Annotated in this window: 14 protein-coding genes; 13 read left to right on the forward strand and 1 reads right to left on the reverse strand. The window is 63.4% G+C overall.

Annotated elements, in window-relative coordinates:
* Positions 1 to 98 precede the first annotated feature (98 nt).
* From CLV45_RS09075 to CLV45_RS09105, 7 genes are all read left to right on the forward strand, one after another.
* The gene (locus tag CLV45_RS09075) at positions 99 to 1253 is read left to right on the forward strand and encodes an HU domain-containing protein (protein ID WP_100336037.1); all 1155 of its coding nucleotides are present in this window, start codon (positions 99 to 101) and stop codon (positions 1251 to 1253) included.
* Between the two features lies 1 nt (position 1254).
* Positions 1255 to 1968: a MotA/TolQ/ExbB proton channel family protein gene (locus CLV45_RS09080; RefSeq protein ID WP_100336038.1), complete on the forward strand. Its 714-nt coding sequence runs from the start codon at positions 1255 to 1257 to the stop codon at positions 1966 to 1968.
* 123 nt (positions 1969 to 2091) lie between these two features.
* Positions 2092 to 2502 (forward strand): ExbD/TolR family protein, encoded by a 411-nt coding sequence (locus CLV45_RS09085; protein WP_100336039.1) that lies wholly within the window; start codon positions 2092 to 2094, stop codon positions 2500 to 2502.
* A 194-nt stretch (positions 2503 to 2696) separates the two neighbouring features.
* Entirely contained in the window at positions 2697 to 3581 is an 885-nt protein-coding gene (locus CLV45_RS09090; RefSeq protein WP_100336040.1) for a hypothetical protein, read from the forward strand.
* 111 nt (positions 3582 to 3692) lie between these two features.
* Complete coding sequence (locus CLV45_RS09095; protein ID WP_100336041.1) at positions 3693 to 4997, forward strand: bifunctional folylpolyglutamate synthase/dihydrofolate synthase; 1305 nt, start codon at positions 3693 to 3695, stop codon at positions 4995 to 4997.
* 16 nt (positions 4998 to 5013) lie between these two features.
* Positions 5014 to 5676: a tRNA (guanosine(46)-N7)-methyltransferase TrmB gene (trmB, locus tag CLV45_RS09100; protein ID WP_100336042.1), complete on the forward strand. Its 663-nt coding sequence runs from the start codon at positions 5014 to 5016 to the stop codon at positions 5674 to 5676.
* Between the two features lie 11 nt (positions 5677 to 5687).
* Positions 5688 to 6530 (forward strand): maleylpyruvate isomerase family mycothiol-dependent enzyme, encoded by an 843-nt coding sequence (locus tag CLV45_RS09105; protein ID WP_100336043.1) that lies wholly within the window; start codon positions 5688 to 5690, stop codon positions 6528 to 6530.
* Between the two features lie 95 nt (positions 6531 to 6625).
* Here the strand turns inward: CLV45_RS09105 and CLV45_RS09110 are convergent, their stop codons facing one another.
* Positions 6626 to 7255, reverse strand: a complete 630-nt coding sequence (locus tag CLV45_RS09110; protein ID WP_100336044.1) for a beta/alpha barrel domain-containing protein — start codon at positions 7253 to 7255, stop codon at positions 6626 to 6628.
* A 265-nt stretch (positions 7256 to 7520) separates the two neighbouring features.
* On the opposite strand from CLV45_RS09110, the gene mnmA reads away from it, so the two are divergent.
* The 6 genes from mnmA to CLV45_RS09140 all read left to right on the forward strand — a co-directional run bounded on the left by mnmA (position 7521) and on the right by CLV45_RS09140 (position 15248).
* Entirely contained in the window at positions 7521 to 8678 is a 1158-nt protein-coding gene (gene mnmA, locus CLV45_RS09115; RefSeq protein ID WP_100336045.1) for a tRNA 2-thiouridine(34) synthase MnmA, read from the forward strand.
* On the forward strand, positions 8675 to 9436 hold the full coding sequence (locus CLV45_RS09120; RefSeq protein WP_100336046.1) for a hypothetical protein: 762 nt from the start codon (positions 8675 to 8677) through the stop codon (positions 9434 to 9436). Before mnmA ends, CLV45_RS09120 begins: the two co-directional genes overlap by 4 nt.
* A 159-nt stretch (positions 9437 to 9595) precedes the next feature.
* Positions 9596 to 11308: a S8 family serine peptidase gene (locus CLV45_RS09125; protein ID WP_100336047.1), complete on the forward strand. Its 1713-nt coding sequence runs from the start codon at positions 9596 to 9598 to the stop codon at positions 11306 to 11308.
* A 159-nt stretch (positions 11309 to 11467) separates the two neighbouring features.
* The gene (locus CLV45_RS09130) at positions 11468 to 11791 is read left to right on the forward strand and encodes a hypothetical protein (protein WP_157807389.1); all 324 of its coding nucleotides are present in this window, start codon (positions 11468 to 11470) and stop codon (positions 11789 to 11791) included.
* A gap of 200 nt (positions 11792 to 11991) precedes the next feature.
* Positions 11992 to 12705 (forward strand): ribulose-phosphate 3-epimerase, encoded by a 714-nt coding sequence (gene rpe / locus CLV45_RS09135; protein ID WP_100336049.1) that lies wholly within the window; start codon positions 11992 to 11994, stop codon positions 12703 to 12705.
* On the forward strand, positions 12705 to 15248 hold the full coding sequence (locus tag CLV45_RS09140; protein WP_100336050.1) for a TonB-dependent receptor: 2544 nt from the start codon (positions 12705 to 12707) through the stop codon (positions 15246 to 15248). The genes rpe and CLV45_RS09140 overlap by 1 nt, the downstream gene beginning before the upstream one ends.
* The last annotated feature ends 98 nt before the right edge of the window (positions 15249 to 15346 follow it).

The raw sequence follows: 15346 nt of genomic DNA on the forward strand, positions 1-15346 counted from the left end.
TTCGTTCCGTTGGGTATCCCCCGCGGCAAACGGCCTGGAGGTCTTTTGCATACTTGGCCCTGCCGGTTCTCTGGCGCACGTCACCTAACCTTTGCCCAATGCAGCTCTCCGACCACATCCGCACCCTGCTCCGGGACCACGACTGCGTTATCATCCCCGATTTCGGCGGTCTGATTGCCGATTACGCCCCGGCCCAGGTGCACCCCGTGCGCCACACCCTGGCCCCCCCGGCCAAGCGCGTGGCCTTCAACCAGTCTTTGACCCGCAACGACGGGCTGCTGGTAGATGCCCTGAGCCGCTCGCTGAACCTGACCACGGCCCAGGCCCGCCTGCAGGTGCGCGACGCCGTAGCCCGCCTGCAAGCCGAGCTCGACCAGAGCCAGCGCACCGAGCTGCCCGGCGTGGGTATCTTCCGCCAGTCGGCCGGCCGGGGCCTGGAGTTTGAGTACACCGGCTCCCAGAACCTGCTCACGGCCAGCTACGGCCTGCCCGAGCTCGTATCGCGCCCCATCCGGGCCACCGACGCCCTGCTGGCCCGCGACCGGCAGCAGTCCGCGCCCATCTTAGCCGTCAGCCGTTCCCGCCGCGCGATGAAAACCTTCCGAATTGCCGCTACCCTGGTTATCACCGGCCTGATTCTGTCGGCCAACTACCAGTTTGCTTCTCAACTGGGCTACCTGCCCGAAAGCTGGAAAATAACCTCCAGCGAGGAGCAAACGGCCGCCCAGCCCGCCGTCGTGGAGGAAGAGCAAGCGGCCCCCGTAGCCCGGCAGCAGGCCGCCCTGGCCGCTCACGACTGGGACGATGAGACGCCGACAACCCGCGCCGCTGAGCCGGCAGCCCCGGCGGCTCCGGCGGTGGCCAAGCCGGCCGTCAGCAAGCCCAAGGCCGTAGCGACCAAGCCCGTGGTGAAAACGCCGGCTGCAACCAAGCCCGCCGTGGCCGTGTCCGTAGCCAAGCCGGCTGCCGTTAAGCCCGCCGTGGCCGCTGCCAGCGCCGGCACGACAATTAAAAGCCGTACGGGCCGTTCCTACGTTATTGTGGGGGCGTACAACACCCTGGCCCACGCCGAAAAGGGCCGCATGGCGCTGGTCAACCACGGCCACCGCAATGCCCGCATCGTAATGCCGGCCCCGGGCAGCCGCAAGTTCCGCCTCTCGGCCATCGACTACGCCAACAAGGCCGAGGCGCAAAAACAACTGCCGATGCTGCGCAAGCACTTAGGCTCTTCACTCTGGGTTCTCAATTACTAGCATGACCTCATTCCTGCTGCAGGTAACCACCGCCGCTACTACCGCCACCGATACCGCCGCCACCGCGGCCAACCAGGCCTCTGAAGCGGCCGCGGCCGCCGGTGGGCTCTCCCTGATTGATTTGATTTTGAAGGGGGGCTGGATCATGGTCCCGCTCTTTCTGCTCTCGTTCGTTTCGATTTACATCATCATTGAGCGTTACCTGACCATCCGCCGGGCCGCCGTCAATCCCGACTCGTTTATGGCCGGCATCCGCGGGCTGATGGTGAAAGGTGACCTGCAGGGCGCCAAAATGCTCTGCGCCCAAAATCCTTCGCCGCTGGCCCGGATGGTAGAAAAAGGCATCCGCCGCATCGGGCTGCCCCTGAAGGAGATTGAAAGCAGCGTCGAGAACGTGGGCAAGATCGAAGTGGCCCGCCTCGAGAAGAACATCAGCATTCTGGGCATTATCGCCGGTATTGCGCCCATGCTCGGTTTCGTCGGCACCATTATCGGCGTAATCAAGATTTTCTACGCTATTTCCACCACCGGCGACTTCGGCATCGCCCAGATTTCGGGCGGTTTGTACACCAAGATGGTCACCTCGGCCGCCGGCCTCATCGTCGGCATCATCGCCCACGTAGGCTACCACTGGCTCAGCATCATGGTCGAGCGTCTGATTTTCCGCATGGAAAACTCGGCCATCGAATTCATGGACATCCTTCAGGACAACTAGAGGTGAAATTGTGAGTTTGTGAAATGGTGAGTTGGCGTTCGATTTGCGCAACTCTGCGCAGTTTGCGCCACCAGAACAGCTAACTCACCATTTCACCATTTCACAAGTTCACCATTTCACCGCATGGACCTCAGCCGGCGCCGTAAGCTCTCCTCGCACGTCGAGACCAGCTCGATGAACGACATCATGTTCTTTCTGATGCTGTTCTTTCTGATCGTGAGCACCATGGTCAACCCCAACGTAATCAAGCTCATGCTGCCTAATGCCCGCTCGGGCAAGGCCGTCATGAAGGAAACCATCAACATCTCGGTGGATGCGGCCGGGCAGTACTTTCTGGACCGGCAGCCGGTGACGGCCGCCACCCTGGAAACGGCCCTGCAGCAGCGCATTGCCGGCCTCGAAGCCCCCACCGTGGTGCTGCGCGTCGACTCCTCGCTGAACGTGCAGAAGCTGGTCGACATCCTCGAAATCGGCAACCGGCTGAAAGTGAAGATGGTGATGGCCACCCAGGCTCAGCAGTCGGGCGGTAAGTAATTTTGATTGTGCGAATGTGGGGAATGTGCGAAATGAGCTATCCGCAATAGCCATTCGCACATTCCCCACATCGTTTGCGTTAGCACCTTGTGAAAGGTAATTTGTTCGTGGTTTTGGGCCGCCGCCAGCACCGTACTCAATACTGAGTTAGCCAGCGGCCAAAGACCTCAAACGAACCCCCAAAAACGAAGATCATGCCCATCGAATACCGCGAACAGCACCGCCGCGAGGCTATTATCGGCACGGTGGTTATCCACGCGCTGCTGATAGCCCTGTTCGTCTTCACCGTCTTCAAAGGCCCCGACCCACCGCTGCTGGGGTTGGGTGGCGACGGGGTGGAGCTCAACTACGGCATCGACGAGGCTGGCTCCGGCGACGTGCAAAGCAAGGCCCTGGCCAATGAGTCGCCGAACCGGGAGGACAGCCGCCCGCCGGCGTCTTCCCCCGACCCCGAGCCCCGGCCGGTGCAGCAGGCCGCCGAGCCCGTGCCCCAGGAAGCTACCGAAGATAAAATCGTGACCAGTGAAGCCGAGGAAAGCCCGGTGAAGCTGCCCCCGGTCGAAAAGCCCGCGCCCCGCAAGGAAGAGGTGAAAGAAGTGCCCAAGCCGGCGGAAAAGCCCCGCACGCTCTACACGCCCAAGGGCAGCGCCAACGGTGGCGGTAACGGCGAAAACGGCACCAGCAACGCGCCCACCGGCAACAACAACGGCGACAAGCCCGGCTCGGTCGGTGACCAGGGCAACCCCAACGGCTCCCTCGACGCCAAGGCCCTCTACGGGCAGCCCGGTAGTGGGGGCAGCGGCCTGAGCCCCGGCTCGGGCGGCCTGGAGATGTCCGGTTGGGCCTTCGTCTCCAAACCCGATGCCCCGGCCCTGGACAACACCTCGGGCTTTGTGCGCTTCAAAATCAAAATCAACTCCGACGGCGAGGTGGAGTCGGTGACCAAAGTATCGGGCAACGTGACGCCGGCCCAAGAGAAAGTCTGCCGCGACGCTCTGGAAAACGCCGACTTCCGCCGGACCAGCTCGGCTGCGGGCGGGGCCACGGGCTATTATACCTTCAAGATTACGGTGCGCTAACCAGCCGGTCAGGCGCAGAGTTCGGGCCCGCCGGTCGGATTATTCCGGCCGGCGGGTTTCTTTTGTAGTCTGGTAGGCCACCGTGGCCTCGTTTTTACTTTTGCGCCCCGCATGACTTACCCCGAAACCCTTGCCTACCTCTACGACCAGCTCCCGATGTTCCAGCGCGTGGGCGCGGCCGGTTTCAAGGCGGGACTGGGCAACACGCTAGCCTTGGCCGAGGCCCTGGGCCACCCCGAGCGGCAGTTCAAAGCCGTGCACGTGGCCGGTACCAACGGCAAGGGCAGTTCCTCCAATCTGCTGGCCGCCGCCCTGCAGGCGGCCGGCTACAAGGTCGGGCTCTACACCTCGCCCCACCTGCGCGAATTTACCGAGCGAATCAAGCTCAACGGCCAGGACCTGGACCCCGACTACCTGGTGCAGTGGGTGGCGAAGTGGCGGCCCTTGTTCGAGCAGATCCAGCCGTCGTTCTTCGAAATGTGCGTGGCCCTGGCCTACTCGTACTTTGCCGAGCAGCAGGTCGATATTGCCGTGGTGGAAGTGGGGCTGGGCGGCCGCCTGGACTCGACCAACATCATTACCCCGCTGGTGTCGTTGATTACCAACATCAGCTTTGACCATCAGAACCTGCTGGGTGACACGCTGCCGCTGATTGCGGCCGAAAAAGCCGGCATCATCAAGCCCGGCGTGCCCGCCATCGTCAGCCAGACCCAGGCTGAGGTGCAGGCTGTATTCGAGCACAAAGCCCGGGAAGTGGGCGCCCCGCTGCAATTTGCCGACGCGCGCTACCAAACGGCCCTGGCCCAACCACCGGCTCCGGATGCCGAAACCCAACTATTGACCGTTACCAACTCCCGCACGGCCGAAGTCCAAACGCTTGAAGTGGGGCTGGTGGGCGACTACCAGCGCCTGAACGTGCCCGGGGTGCTGGCCGTGCTCGACGAGCTGCGCCGGCAGGGCTTTACCATTCCCGAAACGGCCGTGCAGCAAGGCCTGCGCGACGTGCGCCGCCTCACCGGCTTCCGGGGCCGCTGGACGATTCTGGGCCGCCAGCCGCTGCTGATTTGCGACACGGGTCACAACGAGGCCGGCATCCGCTTCATTACCGCCCAGCTGGCCCGCTTGCCCTACCGGCAGCTCCACTTCGTGCTCGGCACCGTCAACGACAAGGACGTGACCAAGATGCTGGCCCTGCTGCCAACGGCGGCAACCTATTACTTTTGCCAGGCCAACATCCCGCGGGCCCTGCCCGCCACCGAGCTGGCCGAGCGGGCCGCGGCCCTGGGGCTGCACGGTGCCGTGTACGGCCCGGTCCCCGCGGCCGTGGCCGCCGCCCGCGCCGCCGCCGCTCCCGACGACGTGGTGTTTATCGGGGGCAGCACGTTCGTGGTGGCCGAAATTGAAGAACTGTATTGAAGAGTAACCAACCAGCATGGGTCGAATTAAACTAAAGCGCTTCTCGGACAATGCCGAGCGGCCGGATATTGTGGAACCGGGCAAAGCCACCTACCAGCAGCTGGTGGGCCGCTGGAAATCGGAGTTTTTCAAAAACGACAACCCCATTACGCTCGAAGTGGGTTGCGGCAAGGGCGACTACACCGTGGGCCTGGCCGCCCGCTACCCCGAGCGTAACTTTCTGGGGCTCGACATCAAAGGGGACCGGATCTGGATTGGCAGCACTAAGGCCGAGGCCCTGGGGCTGACCAACGTGGGCTTCGTGCGCATGCGGGCCCTGGACTTGCTCGACCATTTCGGACCCGGGGAGCTCAGCGAAATCTGGATTACGTTTCCCGACCCGCGGCCCCGCCTCGGCGATGCCAAGCGCCGCCTCACGGCCCCGCGCTTTTTGGACCGCTACCAGCAGATTCTGCAGCCCGGCGGCCTGGTTCACCTCAAAACCGACGACGAAGCCCTGTTCGACTACTCGCTGGAAACGGTGCAGCAGCGCCCCGGGGCCACCGTGCTGGCCCACACCAAGGATTTGTACGCCTCGGCCGAGCTGCTGCCCCACGCCGAGGACATCCAGACCCACTACGAAAAGCGCTTCCGGGCCGAGGGTATTCCCATTAAATACCTGCAATTTCGGCTGAGCTAACCTGCGCCCCCATGTCGCACCCGCCGCTGCCGCCGATTCCAACTATCCACTTGTTTCCGGTGCTGGACCAGCATCTGCTCGAGCTGCTGGCCTCGCTGAGTCCGGCGCAGTGGGAACTGCCCACGCTGGCCCCGCAGTGGCGGGTGCGCGACGTGGCCCTGCACTTGCTCGACGGCAATTTGCGCACCTTGTCCATGCTGCGCGACGGCTACTTTGGCCAGCAGCCCGGCGGGTTTTCCTACGGCGAAATCGTGGCCTTTCTCAACCAGCTCAACGCCGACTGGGTACGGGCCGGACAGAGGCTGAGTCCGGGCGTGATTCGGTGGCTGCTGGCAGTGTCGGGGCCGGAGTACTGCCGCTACCTGGCCGGCCTCGACCCGTGGGCGCCGGCGGCCTTTGCCGTGGCCTGGGCCGGGGAAGCCGAGTCGCCCAACTGGTTTCACATTGCCCGCGACTACACCGAAAAGTGGCACCACCAGCAGCAGATCCGCCAGGCGGTTGGGCAGGAGCAGCCCCTGCTAAGCCGGGAGCTGTACCAGCCGTTTCTGGCCACCTGCCTGCGGGCCTTGCCTTACCACTACCGCAGCGTGCCGGCCGCGCCCGGGCAGGTCGTGGCCTTTACCATCACCGGCGAGGCGCAGAAAACGTGGTATCTGCGGCGCGCCGTGAATGCTTGGGAACTGGAGCAGCAGTATTCGGGCCCGTTATCGGCCTCTGTTACCATCGACGGCGCCGTGGCCTGGCGTTTGTTTACCAAGAGCCTGCCCCGGGAAGTGGCCCAGGCTTACATGCAGCTGGAAGGCGAGCCGCGGCTGGGCGAGCCGGTGTTCGACCTGCTGACCGTTATGGCCTAGCCTGCTTTAAAAAAAGAACATCCTGCCGAGCCAGGGCTCAGCAGGATGAATAGGACGCAGGCCGCCAAATCCGGTGGCCGCAAGTCAGCGCAAGGTTACTCTTCTTCCAACTGCTCAAATACGGCTTCCAGCTCGGTGAAGTCGCGCAGGCCGGGCTTAATTTCCTGGCCGCCTTCGAGCACAATGCCGGTGGGCTGCACTTCTTCCACCAGCTGGCGCACGGTCTGGTTCGCGTCGGCAAAGCTGGTGCCCAGCCAGAGCTTGTACATGCGGGCCTGCTGGGTGAGCTGGGCCCGCTGCATGGCCGTCAGCGGCTCGGGCGGCGCCTGGGCCAGCACGAAGCCGGCTACGTGGGCCTGCTGGTCGCGGAAGCGCTTTTCCACGTCCTCGGCCAGCATGTCGGGAATCCACTTGATGAGCTTCAGGGCGGGTACGGCCAGCTGGGCCAGCTCCTCGGGGGTGCGGCGGCGGTGCATCAGCACGTAGTGCAGGCCGCAGCGGCTGGCCAGCTCGTTGATTTCCGGAATGGAGAGGTTATCGAATTCGCCGACGAGCTGCACGCCGGCCACCCAGCCGCTGAGCTCCTGCACCAGGGCCGGCTCCAGGTAGCCGGGCAAGGCCGGGTCGAGGCGGAAGGTGAGGTAATCGGCGCCCATGCCGGCGCAGTAGCGGGCGTCCGACAAGTTATTGATACCGCGCACCAGCACGGAGGTAAGCAAAGGCATGAGGCAGGAGTAAACAGTAAAAAAGAAAGATGCCGCGGTAATATTCGGCATAAAAACTCATAGCGCCGCAACAGTTCAGTAACGCCCCCCCGAAATTGGTAGGCAAACTGGGCCGTGAAATCCAGCCGTTCGGGAAGAGCCGGCCCGGTCGGAACGGCCCCGGGGCCGGGTTTGGCGGGTGGGCTGCGGCCAGCCGGCCCTTACTTGTTACCTTTGCAGAATGGGCGCCGGAAACTTTCGGCCGCACTCTTGGCTTTCAACCAATATGAATACGAATACCTCCGAATCGAAAGGACGCGTCCTGGTCGCCATGAGCGGCGGGATTGACAGCTCGGTTGCCGCAGTGCTGCTGCACGAGCAAGGCTACGAAGTGGTCGGCATGACCATGAAAACCTGGGACTACGCCTCGGCCGGCGGCTCCAAGAAGGAAACCGGCTGCTGCTCGCTCGACAGCATCAACGACGCCCGCCAGATTGCCGTGGAGCTCGGCTTTCCGCACTACATCATCGACATCCGCGACGAGTTCGGCGACTTCGTCATCGACAACTTCACCGAGGAATACCTGGCCGGCCGCACGCCCAACCCCTGCGTGCTCTGCAACACCCACATCAAGTGGGATGCATTGCTGCGCCGCGCCGACCAGCTCGGCTGCCAGTTTATTGCCACCGGCCACTACGCCAACGTGCGCCACGAAAACGGCCGCTACGTGGTCAGCAAGGGCCTGGATGAAAACAAGGACCAGTCGTACGCCCTCTGGGGGGTGTCGCAGGAGAGTTTGGCCCGCACGCTGTTCCCGCTGGGCGGCATGCGCAAAACCGAAATCTACGACGAGGCCCGCCGCCGGGGCTTCACCGAGCTGGTCAACAAGCCCGAGAGCTACGAAATCTGCTTTATCCCCGACAACGACTACCGCGGCTTTCTGCGGCGCCGGGTGGAAGGGCTGGAGGCGCGCGTGGCCGGCGGCGAGTTTGTGCTGCGCGACGGCACCGTGCTGGGCCACCACGAGGGCTATCCGTTCTACACCATCGGGCAGCGCAAGGGCCTGGGCATCGCCCTGGGCTTCCCGGCCTACGTCACCGAAATCCGACCCGATACCAACCAGGTCGTGCTCGGCAACTTCGACGAGCTGGCCAGCACTACCACCTACGTGGGCAAGCTCAACATGGGCAAGCTGGCCTCGCTGGAAGGCCGCGGGCTGGTGCCGGCCACGACCAAGGTGCGCTACAATCACAACGGCTCCCCGGCGTTGCTGGAGCAGGTCGGCGACAAAATCCGCGTATATTTCGAGGAAGCCGTTCACGCCATTACCCCCGGGCAGGCGGCCGTTTTCTACGACGGCAACGACGTGCTCGGCGGGGGCTGGATTGAGCGCCACACCATTGCCGAAGTGCCCGAACGCACCTTCTCTACCGCTACCCTATGATCCGTCGCTATTCGTTTGCCAAGCTGCTGCCGGGCCTGCTGCCCGTGGCCGGAACGCTGATCCTGGCCGGCTGCCAGAATGATTCGGTGCCCGGCCTGCAGTCGGGCGCCGATTATTTTCCCCTGGAAGTAGGTCGCTACCGCATCTATGCCGTGGCCGACACGCTCTGGGCCAACTACCAGCGTACGCCCAGCAGCTACCAGTTTCGGGAAACGATTACCGACCAGATCAACGACGCCACCGGCCAGCCCGGCTACCGCATCGTGCGGGCTCGGCGCGTGCTGCCCACCGACGCCTGGCGCGACGACAGCGTGATGTTCGTGGCCGCCACCGACCACGCCCTGCTGCTCACGCGCAACAACCGGCGCACCGTGGAGCTCGTGTTTCCCGTGCGCAAAGACCGGGTCTGGAATATGAACGCCTTCAATTCCCTTGACACCGTGGCGGCGGAAAACCGCTACTACCAGAATGTCGGCGAAACCTTTCAGAGCCAGTTCGGTGGCAAAACCTATAGCTATAACCAAACCCTAACTACGGCCCTGACCGAGGATAACCGTAATGGCCAGAACAATGCGGTTTACCGCTCGACCTACGACCAGGTCTATGCCCAGGGCGTGGGGCCAGTGTACCGGGCGCGCCGGCGCTATATTTACTGCGCCGATCAGGACGTAGGTACTTCCATCTGCGGGCGCTCCAATACCCGCATCTACCGGGGCCAGGCCCGGGTCGAAGTGCTTATTGAGCAGGGCAAGCTCTAAGCCAGGCCGTAATGCCGCGAAAAAGCGGCGCGGGCTGCAACGCAATTCCGGCGACAGGTGTATTTCACCTGTCGCCTTTTTGTTTGGGCCGGTTGCGGGGCGGCGGCCATTCCACTTGCGGTATTTACGTATCTTCCGGCACGCTTTATTTTCTTTTCCATGCGCTTATCTACTCTGCTGCTTGCGGGCCTGAGCCTGGGCACGCTCCCCACCTGGGCCGGTTCCGTTGGCTCCCGGCCCGGTACCCCGCCCGCCAAAGCCCCTGGCACCGTGCGCAAGCACCTGATTTACTTCCGCGACAAAGCCAACACGCCCTTTAGCCCCAGTCAGCCCCAGGCTTTTCTCTCGGCCCGGGCCCTTGAGCGGCGCACCCGGCAAAACATCAGCGTGCAGGCCCGCGACCTGCCGGTTAGTCCCACTTACGTGAGCCAGGTCAAAGCCGTGCCCGGGGCCCAGCTCTGGTACACCTCGCGCTGGTTCAACGCCGCCGTGGTGGCCTGCGACTCTACTACCTTGGCCACGCTGCAGGCTTTGCCCTTCGTGCGCAGCGTGGTTACGCTCAACCGCAGCCAGAGCGGGGCGCGCCCGGCGAGCAAGCTCCGGACCCCAGTGCCGGCTGAGCCGGCGCAGCGGGCCACGGCCAGCCCCGCCGACTACGGCCCGGCCTACAGTCAGGCCGAGATGATTGGGGCCGTGGCCATGCACAATGCCAACTTCCGCGGGGAAGGCATCCAGATTGCCGTTTTCGACGCGGGCTTTCCCGGCGTAGATAAGATTCCGGCTTTCGCGCCGCTGTTTCAGGAAGGGCGCCTGGCCAGTACATTCAATTTCGTGGATAAGACCGGGAGCGTATTTGAGCGCAACGACCACGGCACCAACTGCCTGTCGACCATTGCGGGCAACCAAACCGGGTTTTTCATCGGCACGGCCCCCAAAGCCACGTTCCATTTGTACCTCACCGAGGATATTTACTCCGAGCACCCGGTGGAGGAAATGAACTGGCTCATTGCGGCCGAATACGCCGACTCGGTGGGGGTGGACGTTATCAGCTCCTCGCTGGGCTATAACACCTTCGACTATCCGTCGAAAGACTACACCTACGCCGACCTGAACGGGCGCACGGCCATTTCGACCCGGGCCGCCGCCGCCGCCGCCCGCGTGGGCATGCTGGTCGTCAACAGCGCCGGCAACGAGGGCGCCAATGGCTGGCACTACCTGACGGCCCCCGCCGATGCCGACTCCATCCTGACCGTGGGCGCCGTGGATGTCGCCCGGCAGCCGGCCGGTTTTAGCTCCTTCGGGCCGACGGCCGACGGCCGGGTGAAGCCCAACGTGGCGGCGCTGGGCGTGCAGGCCGCTATTCTGACTCCCTCGGGGGCCGCTACCCGCGGCAATGGCACTTCCTTCGCCTGCCCGATTACGGCCGGTATGGTCGCGGGCTTCTGGCAGGCTAACCGCAATCTGACGGCCCAGCAGGTGATTAGCTTCCTGCAGCGCTCCGGCTCCCGGGCCACGACGCCCGATGCCCAGCTGGGCTACGGGGTTCCCAACTTCGTGCTGGCCTACAACCTGGCCCACCCCAACGACCCGCTGGCCACTGCCGAAGCCGCCTCGGAGCAGGACAAGCTGCTGGTGTACCCCAACCCGGCTCACTCCGACGAGCTCTATCTGCAGCTGAGCCCCACCTTCCAGAACCGCCCCCTGACCGTGCGTATCACCGATGCCCGCGGGGCACTGGTCGCGGAGCAGAAGCTGCCGGCCACGGCCGCCACCCAGGTGGCCCTCAAGCCCGGGCCGCTGCGCAAGGGTATCTACCAATGCACCCTGATTGGCAGCAACGGCCAACGAACCGTGCGCTTCGTGCAGTTGTGATTTGCTAATATGATTAGTTTGAGTATAAAAGGCTTCTGGTGAATATCAGGAGCCCTTTTTCATTGTTGCTAGTAAGCTAACAGGCCTAGTCTAAATTTGGTGAATGTTAAAAAAATTAGTATCTTTCTACCTGCATTCCGACTCTAACATTTTTCTCGCATGCTACAGCTAATGATTACCAAGCGCATTGGGCGCCGGCAGTTTCACTTCACCGTGCAGGGTACCAACTTCCACGAGGTGGTATCCGAATACGACCGGCTGAGCTTTCCCGACGTGCTGGCCTGCGGCCTGTGCGGTTCCGACAACCTGGATTTGTCGTCGCGCGTGGCCCAGGATAAGTTTAAGTACACCTCCGTCAAGTGCCTCGACTGCCGCGGCGACGTGACCTTCGGCAAAACCCAAAAGGACGACCAGACCGTGTTCTTGCGCAAGCGCGAGGATGGCAACCTGGATTGGCAGGCCTGGAAGAAAGCGGAGAAATAGCCGTTCTGGCCCTGCTTACGGGCTTTTCTAACACCTGTGAATCACTTTTCGAACCGCGGTTGGGCTGCTTGGCAGCCGGGCCGCGGTTCGTTGCATTCCGGGCAAATAGACGGGTACAAGGCCTTAGCCCACGGAAAAGTAGCCGTTTTCGGCCCCGCCAGTATACCAAAACCTGCTCCTCAAAGCGTTACCTTCGCACTATGAATCCTACTCGCCGTATCGCCCCGTTGCTGGCTCCTTCACTGCTGGCGGCTGACTTTGCCAATCTTCAATCCGAAACCGAGCGCCTGGCCGGCAGCGCCGCCGACTGGCTGCACTGCGACATTATGGATGGCCGCTTCGTGCCCAATATTTCCTTCGGTATTCCGGTGCTGCAGGCCATTCACCGCCACGCCCAGCAGCCCCTGGACGTGCACCTGATGATAGAGGAGCCCCAGCACTACCTGGCCGCCTGCCGCGACGCCGGGGCCGCCAACATCACCGTGCACTACGAAGCCTGCCCGCATTTGCACCGGGTGGTGCAGCAGATCAAGGCCCTGGGCTGCCGGGCCGGCGTGGCCCTGAACCCCCATACGCCCGTGAGCCTGCTCGAGGACATCATTGCTGACCTGGACCTGGTGTGCATCATGTCCGTGAATCCGGGCTTCGGCGGGCAGTCCTTTATTCCCAATACCCTGCGCAAAGTGGCCGCCCTCAAGGAGCTCATTGTGGACTATAATTCCAGCGCCCTGATTGAAATTGACGGGGGCGTGAGCCTCGACAACGCCGCCGCCCTGGTGGAGGCCGGGGCCGACGTGCTGGTGGCCGGCAGCTTCGTGTTCAACTCGCCCGACCCGGTGGCTACGCTGGCCGACATGCGCCGGCAGCTCAACGCCCAGGTGGCCCAGGAACAAGAAGCGCAGTCGTCCCGCTAATGCTGCACCCGTACACTTCCCGCTTTTCGTTTCGGGTTTTCTGGCTGAGTTGTGCACTGCTGCTCCTGCTGACGGCCCCGGCCTGGGCGCAGTCTGGGGCGCGGGTGCTGATTACGGGCACCGTGCGCGACGCCGGCGGCGCGGTCCTGGAGCAGGTCAGCATCGGGGTGGAAGGCCAGCCCGGGGGCACCAATACCGACGATAAAGGCCGCTTTGCCCTGAACGTGGTGCGCCCCCTGAGCGGCAAGGCCCCCACGCTGGTGGCCCGCCGCCTGGGCTACCAGGCCCAGCGCTTGGTGCTCAACCTCTCCGACACCCGGGACCTGACCATCACGCTGGTGCTCGACCCCCGGGCCCTGAAAAACGTGACCGTCCGGGCCCGCAACGACGAGGCCAACACCAGTGAGCAGGTCAGCGTGATTCGCATCGACCCCCGCTCGGTGAAGGAACTGCCTTCGCCTTTCGGCGACTTTAACGCCATTCTCAAAACCCTGCCCGGGGTGGTGGCCAACAACGAGCTGACCAGTACCTACACCGTGCGCGGCGGTAACTACGACGAAAACCTGGTTTACGTCAACGGCATCGAGGTGTACCGGCCGTTTCTGGTGACCTCGGCCCAGCAGGAAGGCCTGAGCTTCGTGAACCCCGACCTGGTAGACCGTATCGAGTTTTCGTCGGGTGGCTGGCAGCCTAAGTACGGCGACCGGCTGTCTTCGGTGCTGAGCATCGAGTACAAAAAGCCTCAGAAGTTTGCCGGCTCGGCCACGGCCAGCCTGGTAGGCGGCACGATGCACGTGGAAGCCACTTCGCCCAACAAGCGCATCAGCTACTTGGCCGGGATTCGCTACAAGAATGCCACCTACGTGCTCCGCTCCTTAAAGCAGCAGCAGGGCGGCTACAACCCGACGTTTTACGACGGGCAGGCCTACATCAACGCCGCCCTGGGCCCCCAGGACAACCCCGACCGCACCAGCCTGGGTTTGCTGACCACGTTTGCCCACAACGACTTTCGCTTCAACCCCGAGTCGGGCCAGGCCTCGTTCAGCACGGCTACCAACCAGATAACCCGCCTCTTTATCGACTACACGGGGCGGGAGCGGATGCAGTACGATACCTACCAGGGTGGCCTCAACCTGCGCCACAACTTCAGTAGCAACCTGCAGGGCGAGCTGCTGGCCGGGGCTCTGCTGTCCCGCGAGTTTGAGTACCGCGACGTGGAAGCGGCCTACAGCTTCGCCGAAATAAACCGGGACCCCAACTCGCCCGACTATAACAAGCCGGTGCGGCAGCGCAACGTGGGCTCCCGCTTCGACCACTCCCGCAACAACCTGCTGGCCCGCGTGGCCACCCTCGAAGCCCGGGGCCGGTGGACGCCCGGCACCCAGCACACCCTGCGCTGGGGCGTGAAGGTGGGCCGGGAGAACATCGAGGACCAGCTCAACGAGTACAGCTTCGTGGACTCGGCCGATTTCGTGCCCGACTCCCGCCGCACCCGCCTCGTGTCGAATCTGGATTTGAGCAGCATCCGCACCCAGGGCTACGTGCAGCACACGGTGGAGTTCGATACCCTGCGCACGCTCACCTACGGGGTGCGGGCCAACTACTGGAGCGTCAACCAGCAGCTGACGGTGAGCCCGCGGGTGCAGTACTCGGTTATCAGCCGCCGCCACCCCAACCGCTCGTTTAAGTTTGCCACCGGCCTGTATTACCAGCCTCCGTTCTACCGCGAGCTGCGCGACCAGACCCGGGGCACCCAGGCCACGCCCCAGTCGGTGACGGTGCAGACGGCGGCCCTGAACCCGGAGCTGCGGGCCCAACGCTCCCTGCACTTTATTGCCGGCAACGAGGTGCGCTTCCGCCGCTGGGACCGGCCCTTCGTCTTCACCGGGGAACTGTACTTTAAGTATCTGACCGACGTAATTCCCTACGACATCGACAACGTGCGGCTGCGCTACTTCGCCAAGAACAACGCCACGGCCTACGCCGCCGGCCTCGATACGCGCGTGAGCGGGGAGTTCGTGAAAGGGGTGGAGTCCTGGTTTAGCCTGGGCATCCTGACGACCCGGGAAAACATCGTGGGCGATTCGCTGACGCAATTCAACGCCCAGGGCGACACCATCGGGCGCACCGCCCAGGGCTACATCCGCCGGCCCTCCGACCAGCGCCTGAACTTTGGCATCTTCTTCCAGGACCAGCTACCGGGTAACCCCTCGGTCAAGGGCTACGTCAACTTCGTCTTCGGTACCGGCCTGCCCTTTAGCCCACCCGGCCTGCCCGAGGAGCGGGGCACCACCAAGCTCACCCGGTCCTACAAGCGCGTCGACTTGGGCTTTTCCAAAGTACTGTCCCTGAATAACACCGGCGAAACCCGCCGCCCCGGCCACCTCGAAAGCCTGTGGCTGGGTCTGGAAATTCTAAACGTGCTGGCCGCCAACAACGTGGCCGGTTACAGCTACGTGCAGGACGTGAATGCCCGTACCTACGCCGTGCCCAACTACCTGTCCCAGCGCATCGTGAACCTGCGCGTTATTGCCCGGTTTTAGCCAGTATAGACAGCACGAGGCGCAAGTAGACTAGCGGGCTTCTGCCACCACACAAAAGGGCTGCGGTACTACCGCAGCCCTTTTGTATGGTGGAGGGT

Source organism: Hymenobacter chitinivorans DSM 11115, from assembly GCF_002797555.1.
GTDB lineage: Bacteria > Bacteroidota > Bacteroidia > Cytophagales > Hymenobacteraceae > Hymenobacter > Hymenobacter chitinivorans.

Excerpts from the sequence above, each read along its gene's own strand:
- CLV45_RS09085 (WP_100336039.1), top strand. The coding sequence starts at position 2,092 with ATGGACCTCAGCCGGCGCCGTAAGCTCTCCTCGCACGTCGAGACCAGC.
- CLV45_RS09125 (WP_100336047.1), top strand. The coding sequence starts at position 9,596 with ATGCGCTTATCTACTCTGCTGCTTGCGGGCCTGAGCCTGGGCACGCTC.
- CLV45_RS09080 (WP_100336038.1), top strand. The coding sequence starts at position 1,255 with ATGACCTCATTCCTGCTGCAGGTAACCACCGCCGCTACTACCGCCACC.
- trmB (WP_100336042.1), top strand. The coding sequence starts at position 5,014 with ATGGGTCGAATTAAACTAAAGCGCTTCTCGGACAATGCCGAGCGGCCG.
- CLV45_RS09110 (WP_100336044.1), bottom strand. The coding sequence starts at position 7,255 with ATGCCTTTGCTTACCTCCGTGCTGGTGCGCGGTATCAATAACTTGTCG.
- rpe (WP_100336049.1), top strand. The coding sequence starts at position 11,992 with ATGAATCCTACTCGCCGTATCGCCCCGTTGCTGGCTCCTTCACTGCTG.
- CLV45_RS09105 (WP_100336043.1), top strand. The coding sequence starts at position 5,688 with ATGTCGCACCCGCCGCTGCCGCCGATTCCAACTATCCACTTGTTTCCG.
- CLV45_RS09130 (WP_157807389.1), top strand. The coding sequence starts at position 11,468 with ATGCTACAGCTAATGATTACCAAGCGCATTGGGCGCCGGCAGTTTCAC.
- CLV45_RS09120 (WP_100336046.1), top strand. The coding sequence starts at position 8,675 with ATGATCCGTCGCTATTCGTTTGCCAAGCTGCTGCCGGGCCTGCTGCCC.
- CLV45_RS09140 (WP_100336050.1), top strand. The coding sequence starts at position 12,705 with ATGCTGCACCCGTACACTTCCCGCTTTTCGTTTCGGGTTTTCTGGCTG.
- CLV45_RS09095 (WP_100336041.1), top strand. The coding sequence starts at position 3,693 with ATGACTTACCCCGAAACCCTTGCCTACCTCTACGACCAGCTCCCGATG.
- CLV45_RS09075 (WP_100336037.1), top strand. The coding sequence starts at position 99 with ATGCAGCTCTCCGACCACATCCGCACCCTGCTCCGGGACCACGACTGC.
- mnmA (WP_100336045.1), top strand. The coding sequence starts at position 7,521 with ATGAATACGAATACCTCCGAATCGAAAGGACGCGTCCTGGTCGCCATG.
- CLV45_RS09090 (WP_100336040.1), top strand. The coding sequence starts at position 2,697 with ATGCCCATCGAATACCGCGAACAGCACCGCCGCGAGGCTATTATCGGC.